The organism is Bacillus sp. RC251, assembly GCF_044908765.1.
GTDB classification, from domain to species: Bacteria; Bacillota; Bacilli; order Bacillales; family Bacillaceae_G; genus Bacillus_A; species Bacillus_A wiedmannii.
This window is the reverse complement of sequence record NZ_JBIYDP010000001.1, coordinates 64,349-78,986: the sequence shown is the minus strand read 5'-3', so window position 1 is coordinate 78,986 and position 14,638 is coordinate 64,349. Positions and strand designations below refer to the sequence as shown.

General features: G+C 34.4%; 19 protein-coding genes, 1 pseudogene and 1 riboswitch. Of the genes and pseudogenes, 5 read left to right on the top strand and 15 right to left on the bottom strand.

Translation table 11 applies throughout. The annotated features are described in order from the left end of the window. Positions 1-180: 180 nt before the first annotated feature. The 9 genes and pseudogenes from ABH961_RS00410 to ABH961_RS00370 all read right to left on the bottom strand — a co-directional run bounded on the left by ABH961_RS00410 (position 181) and on the right by ABH961_RS00370 (position 5,334). Positions 181-792, bottom strand: a complete 612-nt coding sequence (locus tag ABH961_RS00410; RefSeq protein ID WP_098080291.1) for a DUF2812 domain-containing protein — start codon at positions 790-792, stop codon at positions 181-183. A gap of 13 nt (positions 793-805) precedes the next feature. Beyond that, a complete protein-coding gene (locus ABH961_RS00405; RefSeq protein ID WP_048545456.1) occupies positions 806-1,120 on the bottom strand; it encodes a PadR family transcriptional regulator in 315 nt (104 codons plus the stop codon). A gap of 142 nt (positions 1,121-1,262) precedes the next feature. Further along, positions 1,263-1,709: pseudogene (locus ABH961_RS00400) on the bottom strand (S-layer homology domain-containing protein); the annotation flags it as partial. An 8-nt stretch (positions 1,710-1,717) separates the two neighbouring features. Continuing rightward, entirely contained in the window at positions 1,718-1,861 is a 144-nt protein-coding gene (locus ABH961_RS00395; protein WP_000471229.1) for a hypothetical protein, read from the bottom strand. Between the two features lie 37 nt (positions 1,862-1,898). After that, positions 1,899-2,144 carry a hypothetical protein gene (locus ABH961_RS00390; RefSeq protein WP_255258464.1) on the bottom strand — a complete coding sequence of 82 codons (246 nt, stop codon included), beginning with the start codon at positions 2,142-2,144 and terminating at the stop codon, positions 1,899-1,901. Between the two features lie 207 nt (positions 2,145-2,351). Next, positions 2,352-2,513, bottom strand: a complete 162-nt coding sequence (locus ABH961_RS00385; RefSeq protein WP_098068737.1) for a class IIb bacteriocin, lactobin A/cerein 7B family — start codon at positions 2,511-2,513, stop codon at positions 2,352-2,354. Between the two features lie 134 nt (positions 2,514-2,647). Beyond that, complete coding sequence (locus tag ABH961_RS00380; protein ID WP_000069042.1) at positions 2,648-2,788, bottom strand: hypothetical protein; 141 nt, start codon at positions 2,786-2,788, stop codon at positions 2,648-2,650. Between the two features lie 538 nt (positions 2,789-3,326). Continuing rightward, positions 3,327-4,283, bottom strand: a complete 957-nt coding sequence (locus tag ABH961_RS00375) for an ATP-grasp domain-containing protein (RefSeq protein ID WP_098068736.1) — start codon at positions 4,281-4,283, stop codon at positions 3,327-3,329. Then, a complete protein-coding gene (locus ABH961_RS00370; RefSeq protein WP_098075990.1) occupies positions 4,276-5,334 on the bottom strand; it encodes an LLM class flavin-dependent oxidoreductase in 1,059 nt (352 codons plus the stop codon). Before ABH961_RS00370 ends, ABH961_RS00375 begins: the two co-directional genes overlap by 8 nt. A gap of 82 nt (positions 5,335-5,416) precedes the next feature. After that, a riboswitch (SAM riboswitch) is annotated at positions 5,417-5,523 on the bottom strand. Positions 5,524-5,763: 240 nt separating this feature from the next. On the opposite strand from ABH961_RS00370, the gene ABH961_RS00365 reads away from it, so the two are divergent. Further along, complete coding sequence (locus ABH961_RS00365; RefSeq protein ID WP_000792082.1) at positions 5,764-5,970, top strand: hypothetical protein; 207 nt, start codon at positions 5,764-5,766, stop codon at positions 5,968-5,970. 324 nt (positions 5,971-6,294) lie between these two features. Here the strand turns inward: ABH961_RS00365 and ABH961_RS00360 are convergent, their stop codons facing one another. Beyond that, the gene (locus tag ABH961_RS00360) at positions 6,295-6,684 is read right to left on the bottom strand and encodes a hypothetical protein (RefSeq protein ID WP_000940657.1); all 390 of its coding nucleotides are present in this window, start codon (positions 6,682-6,684) and stop codon (positions 6,295-6,297) included. A gap of 291 nt (positions 6,685-6,975) precedes the next feature. Between ABH961_RS00360 and ABH961_RS00355 the strand changes: the two genes are divergently transcribed. Then, positions 6,976-7,527, top strand: coding sequence for a DUF4352 domain-containing protein (locus ABH961_RS00355; protein ID WP_098847851.1), 552 nt, complete (start codon positions 6,976-6,978; stop codon positions 7,525-7,527). 192 nt (positions 7,528-7,719) lie between these two features. On the opposite strand, the gene ABH961_RS00350 is transcribed toward ABH961_RS00355, so the two are convergent. From ABH961_RS00350 to ABH961_RS00340, 3 genes are all read right to left on the bottom strand, one after another. Then, positions 7,720-8,070 carry an SH3 domain-containing protein gene (locus ABH961_RS00350; protein WP_098642527.1) on the bottom strand — a complete coding sequence of 117 codons (351 nt, stop codon included), beginning with the start codon at positions 8,068-8,070 and terminating at the stop codon, positions 7,720-7,722. 222 nt (positions 8,071-8,292) lie between these two features. Next, a complete protein-coding gene (locus tag ABH961_RS00345) occupies positions 8,293-8,454 on the bottom strand; it encodes a DAK2 domain-containing protein (protein ID WP_371411172.1) in 162 nt (53 codons plus the stop codon). A 200-nt stretch (positions 8,455-8,654) separates the two neighbouring features. Continuing rightward, positions 8,655-9,161: an RrF2 family transcriptional regulator gene (locus tag ABH961_RS00340; RefSeq protein ID WP_404518727.1), complete on the bottom strand. Its 507-nt coding sequence runs from the start codon at positions 9,159-9,161 to the stop codon at positions 8,655-8,657. Positions 9,162-9,371: 210 nt separating this feature from the next. Here ABH961_RS00340 and ABH961_RS00335 point away from each other — a divergent pair, with 210 nt between their 5' ends. Further along, a complete protein-coding gene (locus tag ABH961_RS00335; protein WP_001044358.1) occupies positions 9,372-10,013 on the top strand; it encodes an FMN-dependent NADH-azoreductase in 642 nt (213 codons plus the stop codon). A gap of 74 nt (positions 10,014-10,087) precedes the next feature. On the opposite strand, the gene dhaK is transcribed toward ABH961_RS00335, so the two are convergent. Further along, the gene (gene dhaK, locus ABH961_RS00330) at positions 10,088-11,839 is read right to left on the bottom strand and encodes a dihydroxyacetone kinase subunit DhaK (RefSeq protein WP_404518725.1); all 1,752 of its coding nucleotides are present in this window, start codon (positions 11,837-11,839) and stop codon (positions 10,088-10,090) included. 178 nt (positions 11,840-12,017) lie between these two features. On the opposite strand from dhaK, the gene dhaS reads away from it, so the two are divergent. Continuing rightward, a complete protein-coding gene (dhaS, locus tag ABH961_RS00325) occupies positions 12,018-12,584 on the top strand; it encodes a dihydroxyacetone kinase transcriptional activator DhaS (protein WP_000204220.1) in 567 nt (188 codons plus the stop codon). Positions 12,585-12,603: 19 nt separating this feature from the next. After that, a complete protein-coding gene (dhaQ, locus tag ABH961_RS00320) occupies positions 12,604-13,602 on the top strand; it encodes a DhaKLM operon coactivator DhaQ (protein WP_098075985.1) in 999 nt (332 codons plus the stop codon). Positions 13,603-13,915: 313 nt separating this feature from the next. On the opposite strand, the gene ABH961_RS00315 is transcribed toward dhaQ, so the two are convergent. Then, the gene (locus ABH961_RS00315; protein ID WP_098075983.1) at positions 13,916-14,545 is read right to left on the bottom strand and encodes a LysE family translocator; all 630 of its coding nucleotides are present in this window, start codon (positions 14,543-14,545) and stop codon (positions 13,916-13,918) included. Between the last annotated feature and the right edge of the window lie 93 nt (positions 14,546-14,638).

Genomic DNA, 14,638 nt, shown 5'->3' with positions numbered 1-14,638 from the left:
ATACTCTCTTTTCTCTTGAATTTTTATGTAATTATACATATTTACAACAATGAATATAGTAAATTCTAAATTGTAGGCATGCTCTATAAAGCATCCTTTTCCTTTACTCGTTTTAAAAAGGTACCATTTACAAACTCAAAAAATCCCCTCAAAGCATCAGCTTTAAGGGGACCCATCCTATCATCTTCTCGCCTCATACAACCGATTTGCTTTATACGAGCAAATGAAAAACATACATGTCGCAGCGGGGATAAACGTCCAAAACAGTCCTCTCATTAATGCAAATGGCGTTTCAAATAAGAATGACCATAGAAATGATACACCTTGCTTATCCCATAGTCCTGGCGTCAAATATAGTTCTTTCGGATTTACAAGTGCTCCTAAATGAATCGTGTCATTAAACATAAATAGGAATAATATCGGCAAATAACAGATCGCTAATTCTAAAAATGTTTTAGATAGGCGTTTGTACTTCCCTGCTCGTGACATTTGATCTGAAAAAATGTCATCTTCACTTTCTTCATTTACCTTTTTAAAATAGTACGTACCTGACCACCGATTACCAGCTATATGCTCCCATCCACTGTCTTCAAATAATGTACAGTAATTCATAAAATCACTTTTTCTACTAAATACTCTATGGTCTATTCTAATCGTCGCATCTTCCGGCTCTGTATATCTAAATGTATAACCAAATGTAGTGCTTTCTAGTTGATAGCCTTTCCAAGCCATCTCTTCTAACCATTTTTCCTCTTTCTCAAAGTCTAAAAAGAATTTCAATCTCCACATCATCGTTTCCCCCTAACTATACGTGTAATAAACTTTTTGTAACCTCAATAATGTGCTGCATTCTCATAAAGTCTAAGCGCAATACTTCTTTCCCACGTTCCGTAATGACATACACTTTTCTTCGTTTATCTTCACTTTTTACCGATTCTATTAACCCTTGTTTTAATAAATTTTCAACCGCACCATACAATGTACCCGCTGCGATCTTTACTTGTTGATTACTTAATTCCTCCACCTTTTGCATAATTAAATATCCATGAGCTGGCTCTAATAACGCTAAAAGAACGTAATACGTTGTTTCCGTTAATGGTAAATTTTTATCTCTATTCATAAAGACCTCCAATGTAACGATAAATATATAGCTAAACTATATAGTTTAACTGTATAGTTTGATTTTATACAGTTGGACTGTATATGTCAAATTAAATTATAAAAAAGCAACCTAGATCCAACATGGGATCTAGGTTGCTTTTTTACATAAACGTAATCGTCACTAAAGAATATCCTTCTTTCGCATTATACGGCTCAGCTTTATAAGAAACACGGTTTGCCCCTTGCGGATAACCGATTTCTCCAATTACTTTTTTCACATCTTGCAATGCGCCATCCATTGATTGTTTATAAAGGATTTCAATCTTTGGTAACTTTTCGTTATAACGTTGCTGCATTTTATTTTTGAATTCATTATAGTTATTTGCGATGTATTCATTTCCTAAATAATTCAACTTTGTATCTTTTAAAATTTGCTGGTATGCAGGAGTTTTCGTACCACCTGCCGCAATTTTATTTGTTAATGTACTATAATAATTTGTTGTAGCTTGCGGATAGTCCCCGCGGTTCCACACATGATTTCTTGCGATTTGCTCATCTGATAAGTTGAAATAAGAATATGTTACGCGGCCTTGTTCATCTGGCACTGGACATTTAATTATGAAAAAGTACCAATAACAAAAAAAGTTAAAAATAATGATACATATCCAAGATACATAAAACGTTTATCGTGTGTTTTAAAATATAACGTAATACACAGTAAAGTGACCAGTAAAAAAACTGCTGTAGACACTATGAACATGAATGTTCCTCCTAAAAAGCTAATTTATTATTCTTTGTCAGTTAAGCACATCTAATTTTTCTAATATTAATGAAAGAATATTTCTTTGATCTACTACAATTGCAGCTTTTCCAGTAGAACCTGATCGCAACTTCTTTTTCCCTTTATTTTCAATTGTTCCTTCTACAACAAAAAATGTAGTATCTTTATTCTTGCTAATAATAGGGTCATGATAAATTTGAACTACACTTCCATCTTTAATATCGTATTGTCTCACCCAATAATATTTTTTAAATAAAGACATACTTATTTAAACAACCTCTCATATTTAACTTTTAAATGAATTCTCTCCCACATATGTTAATAAACACAGGAGTTTCAAACTTATTGTACTTAAAGATAACAATACAATTTGTTGGCCTTTCAAAAATTTCATATTGAAAGGCTTTTTATAAAGAAGAAAAGATTGTACTATTAAGCGCATACAATCTTTTCTTCTCTATAAAAATGTTTATTTCTTCTTGTTTGCTTGACTCTCTTCGTAAGCATCCCACATTCCAGCACCAGCAACTCCAGTAATTGCTAAAGGAACCACTCCACCATCAATGTTTTTTAATTCCTCATTACTTAATACTGCTAAATTAGGTATTTCTTTTTTTAATACTGAATTCATAATAATATATTATATACTTAATTTAATTATATTACGTTTAAATAATATAAATTTTATATTAATACACCTTTTGAGAAGATCCTACACTTTTTTGAAAAAATTCTTTTTTCTTGATTAAATAAAATTTTTTCACTTTAAAATACAGCAGAACCCACCCACTTACCTACAATGTAACCAATATAAATAAGCAGAGCTCCTGTTAAGATATAAAAACAAGATTTAAAATACATACTCCTTTCAATCGCATCACCAATTTGATGAAACATGTTTGACATAAAGAAAACACCACCTTTTTATAATTATTAGAGTAGAACACACAGAGATATTATCAGAAAATAACTAATTAACACAACACTTGTTGGAATAATAATATATAAAACAATAACAGTGTTAACAAAAAATTAAAATTTATGAAATGAATTACTTTAGAGTTAATATTTAGAATTCAAAAGGTTTATTAGGTAAAAAACACGTTATATTACAACTAATTATTTCTATTTAATAAAGTGAAACTTTAATCAGTGGGGGTTTTGTTCCTCCCCCACTGATTATTAGTTGAACCAATCGGACGTTTACGGACAGTTGATCTCCCACCTAACTTCTTTGCTCCAACTGAATTTTGAGGTGGGAGTTTTACTGTCCGTTAACGCGGGATAAATCAATTTAAGACATGAACTTTTAACGAAAAGAATTTGGGACTATTTTGCTCCGCAAAGATCACTTCAAACGCATGCACACCTGAATCTGGATAGCCTAAACTTAGTCATACGACAACGATTACTTTAACAAAGGTTTTTACTAGAAACTTATATCTTATTTAACTGATTCTACTTGTTTCTCTAATTCTCTTCCAAGGAATGTAGCAAGCTCAAGCATACCAAATTGATTCGCTACAGACTCTGCATCAGAATTATAGTTTGTGTTTGTATTAATATCATACGTATAAATTGTTCCATCCGCACTGCGAATAAATTCAATACCAGCAACGGTAATTTCATTTTCTTTCAAAAACTCTTTATATTGTTCAATAATTGGCTCGTGGAAGTCCGATATAATTTCAAATTTTGTTGGCGTCTCTTTCTTACTCTCTTCTCCTACTGGGCAAAAAGCATCTTGAATCGAGCATGCATCTGCTGGACAAAGTTCAAATCCTTCTGATGTATCTACCTTAACCGCATATACAAACTGGCCGCCTATAAACTCACAACGTGTAATATATGGTTCGGGCGCTTCAATATATTGCTGAATTAAAGTAATTCCATCAATGGGTTCTTCAAACGCTGGACCATCCAAATATTGTTCTAAAGCATCAATGGAATGAAACAGTTGAACACCAAGGCCTTTACCTGCACGGTTATGCTTTGTAATGAACGGTACTTCCCCTAACTCTTTTGCTGCTTTTACTATATGATCACGGCCCACAGCACCAATTGTTTTCGGCACTTGTATCCCAAATTTTCTTAATGCTGCGTATTGGTTTAATTTACTTACTTCAAGACGTAATGCACGTGATCCATTAAATACTGTGCGCCCGTATCCCTCTAGCCAAGCAAGAACACCTTCAGTTAATTCAGGTGCATATCGATGCCCTCTCGTATGTGAAGAAGCACTCATACGGCTATAAAATACACCTTTTGGAGGTTCTTGTTCTAATGAAAGTGTTCCTTCATTTAAAAGCCATTCCTCATACGGTAACTCCAGTTCTTCCAGCCTTTTCACTAAATGATCCGTCCATTCCTTATTCTCATGTAATATGTAAATTTTACTCATTTGTAATCAATTCCTTTCTTTTCGCTTCAACTAATAGCATCACTTTTTCAGAAAATCGTTTCATCTCTTCAAGCTGTGGCGAAAATTGTAAAAGTAATAACGTCACACCCACTTTTTCAAAAGCAAGTATTCTTTCTGCAATTTGTTCTGGTGTTCCGATTAAATTAGGACGTAACCCGCGATTCGATACGGAATAATCATTGAGCTTCAATTGCTGTTCCAACTGCGATTTACTCACAAAATCTTGGTAACCCGCGTAACCTAACGCATCATCTTTCACATCCGTTATGCGTTTCCATTCTTCTAATGCCTCTTCTTCTGTATCACGACAAATGACGTAAGCCGCAAGCCCGAATGACTGCAATGGCTCCTCTGTAACTTTCTTTCTACGATTCTTCATATCTTCTATTTTCACAGCTACTTCTTCCACTGTTCCCCCGTGCATTACATATGCATCTGCGTGATTTACAATGACCTCTTTTCCTCTCTCGCTCTCACCACCTGCATAAAGCTTAATGCCTTGTTTTTGCACAGGTTTTGGATTTAAATGTGTATCATGAAGCTCATAAAAGTTCCCTTTATAAGAAAACTCTTCTTCTTTCCAAAGCTCCTTCAAAATTGTTACAAATTCCTCTGTGCGATCATATCTTTCATCATGTGCGGTAAATACTCCGCCGTACTGTCTCGCTTCTTCTTCCCACCATGCTGAAACTACATTTAATGTAAAACGACCATTACTTAATTGATCGATATTCGCTGCCATTTTCGCTGTAACCGCTGGATTGTGGAAGCCAGGTCTTACAGCTGTCATAATCTCTAATTTATCCGTTACTGCTGCAAGTGCTGCCGCAGTTGTCCACGCTTCTAAACTTGGTGCTGACACACCTTTTATATCATTTAAATTTAATTCCGCAATAAGAGTTGTTGAAAAACCTAATTGTTCTGCCGCTTGCGCTGTTTGTTTTGCATACTCAAACGTAGGCGGCATAGATTCATCATCTACATTTCGAAGCCATCCCCCAAAAATCGGTAACCAAAAACCGTACTCCACTACCTATTCCCCCTTTATCTTTTAGCCATAAAAAAAGCTACTCTTATCGAAATAAGAGTAGCCTTCTTGACTAAGTGAACCGCTCTTATCTTTCAGGTGTTTTTTCACCTGCAGGATTTGGCACCTTTCGTCTAAAACGAGGTTGCCGAAGTTTCATAGGGCCCGTCCCTCCACTTCTCAACATAAGAATTGTTTGGTTTTCATTTATTATAATCATCAGAATAATAAAAATCAATCCTTTAATACTTATTTTTCCGATATACATTAAATGATATACGAAAAATTATATTGTTATAGATAATTATAGGGGTATTATGTTGTTTTACTTGCGAATAGTTAAAGGGGTATGTTATATCATGTCGAAAACATCATGTATAACCAAGTTGATTTACTTCTATCTTAAAAATACAGAAAAAGAGGTGTTAATGCATGAAAAATAAACGATGCGAGAATTGTGGTTCTACTACATTTAAAGAAGGAAGAGTTGGATTTGCTTATCATGCATATGTTTGTGAAGATGATTCCAGTAGGCTCTTTTCAGTGGGAAAACGTTCCAAACTATTAACTACATTTTGTTTAGAGTGCGGTGAGGTGAAATCATTTAGAGTGGAGAAGCCGGAGATATTTGAAGAGTAGAATAATACTAATTACATATTATAAAGATGTTTATTAATGATGGTAACATTCAAGCATTTCGCCTACCTTTAGAATTGGAATATTGAGTACTTTCATCTATAGGTGCTACTTCACTAGGAAAAATCCGTTCCTCTGTAAAGTTGCTTTCGAAATAATAGACACGAAATTTCATATAAAATGCAAATAAACAAGGAACGTATTAGTCGGTTCCTTGTTTATTTAGCTAAAGCAGACTTCTTTGGAGAACCCAAATAAAAGTTAAATCAACTCCTATTTAACTTTTCCCTTCAAATATATGACAGTAAAGAATACATCATCACGGTGTCAGCAAGCAAAAGTGTATTCTGCATTTCTAAAAACAGTAGATGGTAGATTGTGACCTGCTGAATCTGCTAAGAAAGAATATACAAGCACATCCTTAACATCATCTTTATTTCCACTAATGATGACATCAAGAAAATCTTCTATTTGGAATTCTGGCGTAAACAACACAATCTTAGTTGTTCTGTTTGGTTCTAAAGAAACAAAAGTACGAGAGATTTCAACTAATTCATTTTGAGTTGGGAAAGAAATGTTTCGACTTCTCTTAACAGTTACCGTTACATTACTAGTATGACAGCGTGAATCATTGTTTAACATAATGTTGAGAGCAGTTGGAATAATCCCATTTTCAGAAACTGGAACTCGAAACACTCCCGTAGATTTATGAGCCATATAATCACATCCTTTCAAAATAAAATATACTTACAATATATTAGATGCAAAAAACGTTCATTTTGATAGGGACAAATTATATGATTAATATATCTATAATAACCCTCAGTATTACTAAGCCAATGATTTAAAAGATTAAAAAATATCGTGAGAACCAATTGGATGTATATTAAAAGTAAAAAAATAAGGTGTCTAAAAGATTCCCTATTTTGAGCCAATAATGAGACATTATGTTAATCTTATATGTATAGTTGCACAAAATTGAGAAACTTAAGGAGACAGATTAATTTTATGAGAAAATCATTCATATTACTTACTTTCATTCTAGTATTAGTCAGTGTTACGGCTGCTTGCACACAAGATAAAAAAGATAGTGCCGTTGAAAATGGTCCAATAGAAGAACCAACCGCAAAAAATGAAAATGAAGAATTAATAAATCTTGAAGAAAAAGAAGATATGAGCCGCTTGGAACAAGGTATTTTATTAGTTGGTGAGAGTGTTAAGGGAGGCTATTACTTAACCGCCGTTCAAAATGCATATTTAAATGCTAGTAACGATTCCGTCGTTGTTAATGTCTCTGTAAAAAATGTACGAGGTCAAACGATTGGACTATCAGAATTAAAATATAACCTAAAAGATGAAAAAGCCGGAAAGACCTATGAAGGAAAGGTGCTTGATCAAAACCTTTCTGATATACAAGTTAAACCAAATGAAACGGTAGAATTGAAAATAGCTTTTGAAGTACCAAGTACCGCAGATGAATATATGTTTTATATTGAAAGCTCTTTAGATCCTCTAGGAGCACACTGGAAAATCGATAAGCTGCAATCACAAAAAAGCTAAGTCTCAAATAAGCAAAAAGCAATGAAAAATTTGATATAGATACAAATGAATAATATATAAACATAAAACCATCGATTTAATGAATCGTTGGTTTTTTTCAAAAAATGCTCCATTAAAAACTAGGAGACAAAAAAGAACTAATCCCTAGAAGAGATTAGCTCAATACATCAAAAGCTATTATAGTACATAGTTTTATGAGCAAACGTTATATAATGTTGTATGGGATACATAACCTGTCATCCCTTTATAGGTAACTTTTAACCACTGTTTAGAATTACTGTAATGACCTTGAACATATTCACCAGTTACCCATGTTCCAGTAATTTTCGCACCATCATTAAATGTATGTAAGACAGGTGATCCAACAGTGTAACCACTGCGCATCTTTGCACCATATACACCTACCGTACCTCCCTTTGCACAAGCTGATACTACTGTTTCATTTTCAGTAGTATTCGTAGCCGCGAAAGCAGAGCCGTTAAATGTAAACAAAGTAAACATAAAAGCTGTTAATAAAGTACAAATAGATAAGCGACGTAACAAAATAAATTCCCCCTTTTTTTATAATTTATTTCTTCACAAACGATTATCTTAAATATTCTAACTATTTTAAATATATTAATATTGAGAAATATTAGTTGTATTTTTGAAATAAGATTTTATCAAAAATATTAACAAACTCATATTTTACAGAGAGCCCGAAAGTAGTCTTCTACCAACTATATAAAAGCCCCTCCACCTTAAGGCAAAGGGACTTTCTCATTCCTATTTCAAACTACCCGCAATCTCCGTAAAGATAACTCCAAGCGCATGTGCACCTACATCTGGGTAGCCTAAACTTCTTTCACCAACTGTACCGGCGCGGCCCATGCGAGCAACGATTTCTTTCGTGTACTCTGCTCCTTTTTCAAAGGCAATTTTCACTATGTTTAAAATATCTGAACACATAAATTCATTTACTTTTTACGAAAATAAAATTGTATTGTTTAGAATTTTAATGTTAATCAATTTGAAACTTTACGAGTTAATTAAATGTGATATTTAAAGAAGGAATTTCTAATGAAGTACTCACATGATGGTATTAATGTTAAAAAACAAAAAAACTCTAACTAATTCGTCATGGCGATTTAGTTAGAGTTTTTTTGTTTGAAGTATTCACGAGTATCTACCCTTGTCTTTTCAGGTAAAACAATATCAAGTTCTTTATCTAACCATGCAAGAGTCTTTTTACGAAGAAACTCACGCATGTGTTCTTCTGCTTCAAGCATTACTAAGTTAATTGTACAAGAAGAATTGCTAGGCTCACAAGAATTACAAGCTTCGTCTCGATATAGTAGACCATTTTGTACAATATTTTTACATTGAAAGATAGGTTTTGGGCCTTCGACGGCTTCTATTACATCCCAAAAAGAAATATCTTCTGGAGACTTAGCTAACCTGTATCCTCCTTTTACACCTGGGACAGAATTCACAATGTCAGCTTTAGATAATTTACCGAAAACTTTTGAAAGAAATGTTTCAGAAAGTCCTTGAAACTCTGCCAAATCTTTTATTCCAACACTTTCCTTGGAAGGAGCATTGATTAAATAAACTAGGCAATGCAAGGCATATTCAACCCCAACACTATATTGCATATACAAATCACCTGCTTTTTATTTTAAGGGTTATCAAATTGTATCTTAGGACCATTTAGAATTTTAGTCAAATAAAAAAAGGCTCTTTTAGAATAGTATGTATTTCATTTGACAAAAATAATTTCAGAGATTATATTAAAGACAATATTAATCGACGATTAATATTGTCGACAATTAAAACGTAAAAACTTTTAAAAAGGGGAAATACAAATGAACAAAACACTTATTATAAACGCACATCCGAAAGTGGATGATACATCATCAGTCAGCATTAAGGTTCTTAACCACTTTTTAGTATCTTATAAAGAATTAATTCCTAATAATGAAACGATTGAACAGATTAATTTATACGATGATGTAGTACCAATGATAGATAAAACTGTTTTAAGCGCATGGGAAAAGCAAGGAAATGGACAAAAGTTAACTGATGAAGAACAAAAAGTAATAGAGCGTATGTCCGAAATTTTACAACAATTTAAAAGTGCAAATACGTATGTGATCGTATTACCTTTGCACAACTTTAATATTCCATCAAAGTTAAAAGATTACATGGACAATATCATGATTGCACGTGAAACATTTAAATATACTGAAACTGGATCAGTGGGACTACTTAAAGATGGAAGAAGAATGCTTGTTATACAAGCAAGTGGAGGGATCTATACAAATGATGATTGGTATACAGAAGTGGAATACTCTCATAAATATTTAAAAGCAATGTTTAATTTCCTTGGTATTGAAGATTATCAAATCGTTCGTGCACAAGGAACAGCAGTACTAGATCCAAATGAAGTATTACAAAATGCATATAAAGAAGTTGAAGACGTAGCTTCTAGATTAGCTAACAAATAAATTTTTTCACTGGAAGAATGATGGTTATAAATAAAAATCCCCTCCACCACAAGGCAGAGGGGATCTTCTCATTCCTATCTCAAACTACCCGCAATCTCCGTAAAGATAACCCCAAGCGCATGTGCACCTGCATCTGGATAGCCTAAACTTCTTTCACCAACTGTACCAGCGCGGCCCATGCGAGCTACGATTTCTTTCGTATACTCTGCTCCTTTAACCGCTGCTTCTGCTCCTTTTTCAAAGGCAGTTTTCATATCTTCTTCGCTTGAAGCGCTAGCTAACCAAGAATCTACACATGGAGCAAGTGCGTCAACAAGTGTTTTATCACCAACTACTGCTCCTCTGCCAAATGATCTTTCACCGATAGATTGTATGCCTTGCAGTGCTGCTTGCAACATTTCAGCGAATTCTTTCACTGTTAACTCACGCTTCTCGCCTGCTGCTTTACTAGCTGCGCGGAATGCTCCGCCCCAAATTGGACCAGATGCGCCGCCGCAATGTTCCATAATAATCATCGAACAACCGTCAAGGAATGATCCGATCGTTACGTTCTCTTGTTCTACAATAGAATGCCACTCACGTTTTAATTGCTTAAATCCTTTTGCCACACTCATTCCGAAGTCCCCGTCACCAGCGTGCGTGTCTAACTCACAGAACGGTACTTCATTTTTAATAATAATGTCGCTCATTTTATCAACGAGATAAACCATATTGTTTAATGTGATGACATTATCTTTTATAACAGCGTGCTCTTCAGCTGTTTCTATTTCAAAAGAAACTTCTTTCTCTTCTGCTCCTTCAAGCACATTCACGTACTCTACACTTTCAACTGGTCCATCTACTTTAAACGCTGGTGTATTACACTCTTTTGATAGTAATGTTTTTAGCTCATCGTCTAGTTTCATTACTGTTAAAGACATACCCGCCATATCGATACTCGTCATATAGTTGCCAACGAACACCCTATTAATTGTAATATTTCTAGTAGCTAGTTCTCTCGTAACTGCGTTATTAAATAGGTAAAGTTCTTGCAGTGGTGTTCCGCCAAAACCGTTAACTAGAAGTGCAATTTCTTCGCCGTCTTTTACTCCTAAATCTTTCATTAGATCATTTGTCATACGGTTCGCTAGTTCATCTGCTGATAACATTTTTTCACGTTTAATTCCTGGCTCGCCATGAATACCTACGCCGTATTCCATTTCATCTTCCGCAAGTGTGAAAGTAGGTGATCCGCTCGCTGGAACTGTACAAGAAGTTAACGCTAAACCGATTGTACGCACGTTAGCCGCTGCTTTTTCCGCTACAGCTTTCACCGCACCTAAATCCATACCTGCTTCCGCTGCTGCGCCGGCAATTTTATGAACGAGAATAACGCCCGCAACGCCGCGGCGTCCTACTGTATACAAACTATCTTCTACCGCAATATCATCGTCCACTTTTACGTAGTCGACTTCAATTCCATCTTCCGTCGCTAAATGTGCACCGTTTTTGAAATTCATAATATCGCCGCTGTAATTTTTAATAATTAATAACGTACCTTTTTTACTCGCTGTCTCTTTAATTGCTTGATACACCTGAATTTGTGAAGGCGAAGCAAACACATCTCCGCACACTGCCGCATCTAGCATTCCTTTTCCGACTAATCCTGCATGCGCTGGCTCATGACCACTACCGCCGCCACTAATTAACGTTACTTTATTTTCGTTCATTTCTTTCTTCTTAATTACTTTATATTTTTTCAAAAGCTCAAGCTCTGGGTGAGCCATAACCATTCCGTTACACATTTCCATTACTAATGTTTCTGGTTTGTTTATAATCTTTTTCATTGTGATTCTCCCTCAATTCCTTTAATATATTGTGATATATTTGAAATCTTCTTCTTACTACTTATGTTAAAATGAAAGCGTTTTATAGTAAACGGACAAAATGGACAATCTGTCTAAAGACACCGCTCTCATTTATGGATAGGATTTTCATATTAATAACATTCTAGGGATGATTCACATGACCTCTTCTATAATTTCTAAAAAGATAATCGCGAATTCATTGAAGTATTTAATGGAAACAGAGTCGTTTCATAAAATATCAGTGAGCGATATTATGTTACACTGTCAAATGCGTAGGCAAACTTTTTATTATCATTTTAAAGATAAATTTGAACTATTAAGCTGGATTTATAGAGAAGAAACGAAAGAGAACATTATCGACTTTCTTGACTATGAAACGTGGGAAAACATTTTCGATTTATTATTTGATTACTTTTATGAAAATCAAAAATTTTACCGAAATGCTTTTAAAGTCATTGAGCAAAACTCGTTTAATCACTATTTATTTGAGCATACGAAAAACTTATATATGAAGATTATTGATGAACTATCTGTGAGCTGTGGATTCAGCCTTTCTGATGAGACAAAAAATACGATCGCCTCCTTTTATAGTCACGGCTTCGTTGGAACGATAAAAGATTGGATTGAAAGCAAGTGCGAAGTAGATCCGTCCATTATGTCTTCTCTCATGAAAAATATGATAAACAATCAATTACTACTATTACTGGAGCAATCTGCAAAGTAATTAAAGGGTGGCAAAAGCAATGAAAAAGATTATGAATGATGTACAAAATGTTGTTCAAGATATGATGCATGGCTTTTATTTTGAACATAACGACAAAGTAAATTACGACGAAACAAATAACATCATTTATGTAAAAGATATCGAAAAACTGAAACAAGACGTTGTCATTATAAGCGGCGGTGGTAGCGGACATGAACCTGCTGATATCGGTTATGTAGGAAAAGGTATGCTTACAGCGGCCGTAAACGGCAATATTTTCACTCCGCCTACAGTGGAACAAATTATTACGGCAACTCGCCTCATGCCAAAAATTAAAAGTATTTTATTCATCATCAAAAACTTTAAAGATGACGTAGCAAACTTTCTTGCGGCTGAACAAATTGCTAAAGAAGAAGGAAGAAAAATTGACCATATCATCGTAAATGACGACGTTTCAATTGAAGACGATGCTTCGTTTAATAAAAGAAGGCGCGGCGTCGCTGGTACTGTTTTCGTTCAAAAAATACTTGGTGCGGCCGCTCTTGAAGGTCACTCTTTAGAAGAACTAACAACACTCGGCCGTTCTATCACCGAAAATTTACACACATTAGGAGTCGCCCTTTCACCTGCAAACGATCCAGTGAAAGGAAAAGCTTCATTTTCATTAAACAACGATGAAGTCTTTTACGGCGTCGGCATTCACGGAGAAAAAGGATACCGTAAAGAGGCACTATCCTCTTCTGAAATATTAGCGATCGAACTAATGAACAAACTAAAAAGCATTTACCGCTGGAGAAAAGGCGACAACTTCGCCATCCTCATTAACGGATTAGGCGCAACTCCACTAATGGAACAATACATTTTCGCAAATGACATTCGCCGTTTATGTGAGCTGGAAGGATTACAGATTACATTCGTAAAAGTTGGTACATTGCTAACTTCTTTAGATATGAAAGGTGTTTCGCTTAGTTTGCTTAAGGTGGAAGATTCTGATTGGGTGAAGTGGTTGAAAGAAAGTACGGAAACTGCTAGTTGGTAATACAAATAAAGTGAAACTTTAATCAGTTGGGGGTTTTGTTCATCCCCACTGATTATCAGCCCTCACCAATCGGACTTTTACGGGCAGATCGATCCCCACCTTGAAATATCCGCTGTGCTTACCCCATTGCTATCAAGTTAAACTCGCACAACGTCAATTAAAGTATAGGTTGTTTCTTGAAATGAATTTTTAAATAACTCAAAATAACAAGCAAAAAGTCCCTTCAAAGTTAAAGGGACTTTTTAGTATGTAGAAATTAGCCTAAACCTAAGATTACATCTCTTGAAAGGGGGCATTTTTATGTTATTCAGGTTTATTGAGGAGCTTTTGTTTGAAGCAACTTTAACCCCATACCAATAAAAATCAGTCCTGTTATCTTATTTAGAATCATTCCTACCTTTTGGTTTCCTCTTAATTTTTTTGTAACATATGAAGAGAAATAAGCAATAAATAAACACCATAATAGTCCAGTTACTGTAAAAGTAAGTCCTAAAATGATAAAAGGCATAGGACCTGAAGCCTTTGTATCTATAAATTGCGGAAGAAATGCAATAAAGAATAAAGAGACTTTTGGATTCGTCAGACTTGTTAAAAGTCCTTGTACATATATCTTTCTAATGTTCAATTTATTGGACGAGGCCTGGAAAGCTACATTCGTCTTATCAAGTATCATTTTAATCCCTAAATATACAAGATAGATAACACCTATAACCTTAATAGTGTTAAATAGCACAATGGATTTTGTAAGTATAATAGATAAACCAAAAGCAACCAACAACGTATGAACTAAAGAACCAGTAATAATACCAAACACAGAATACACACCTGCTTTTCTACCTTGTGAAATACTTCTCCCCACAATGTACATGGTGTCTGCACCAGGAATTAAATTCAATAAAATTCCTGTTAGTAAAAACACTTCATAATTAATAATACCGTACATTTTAGCACCTCTATCTATTTTTTGGTGCCCTTATTGATATTAAATTAAATAGGCGGAAAAAGAAAGTATTTTCTATTTATTCAATAAAGTTAG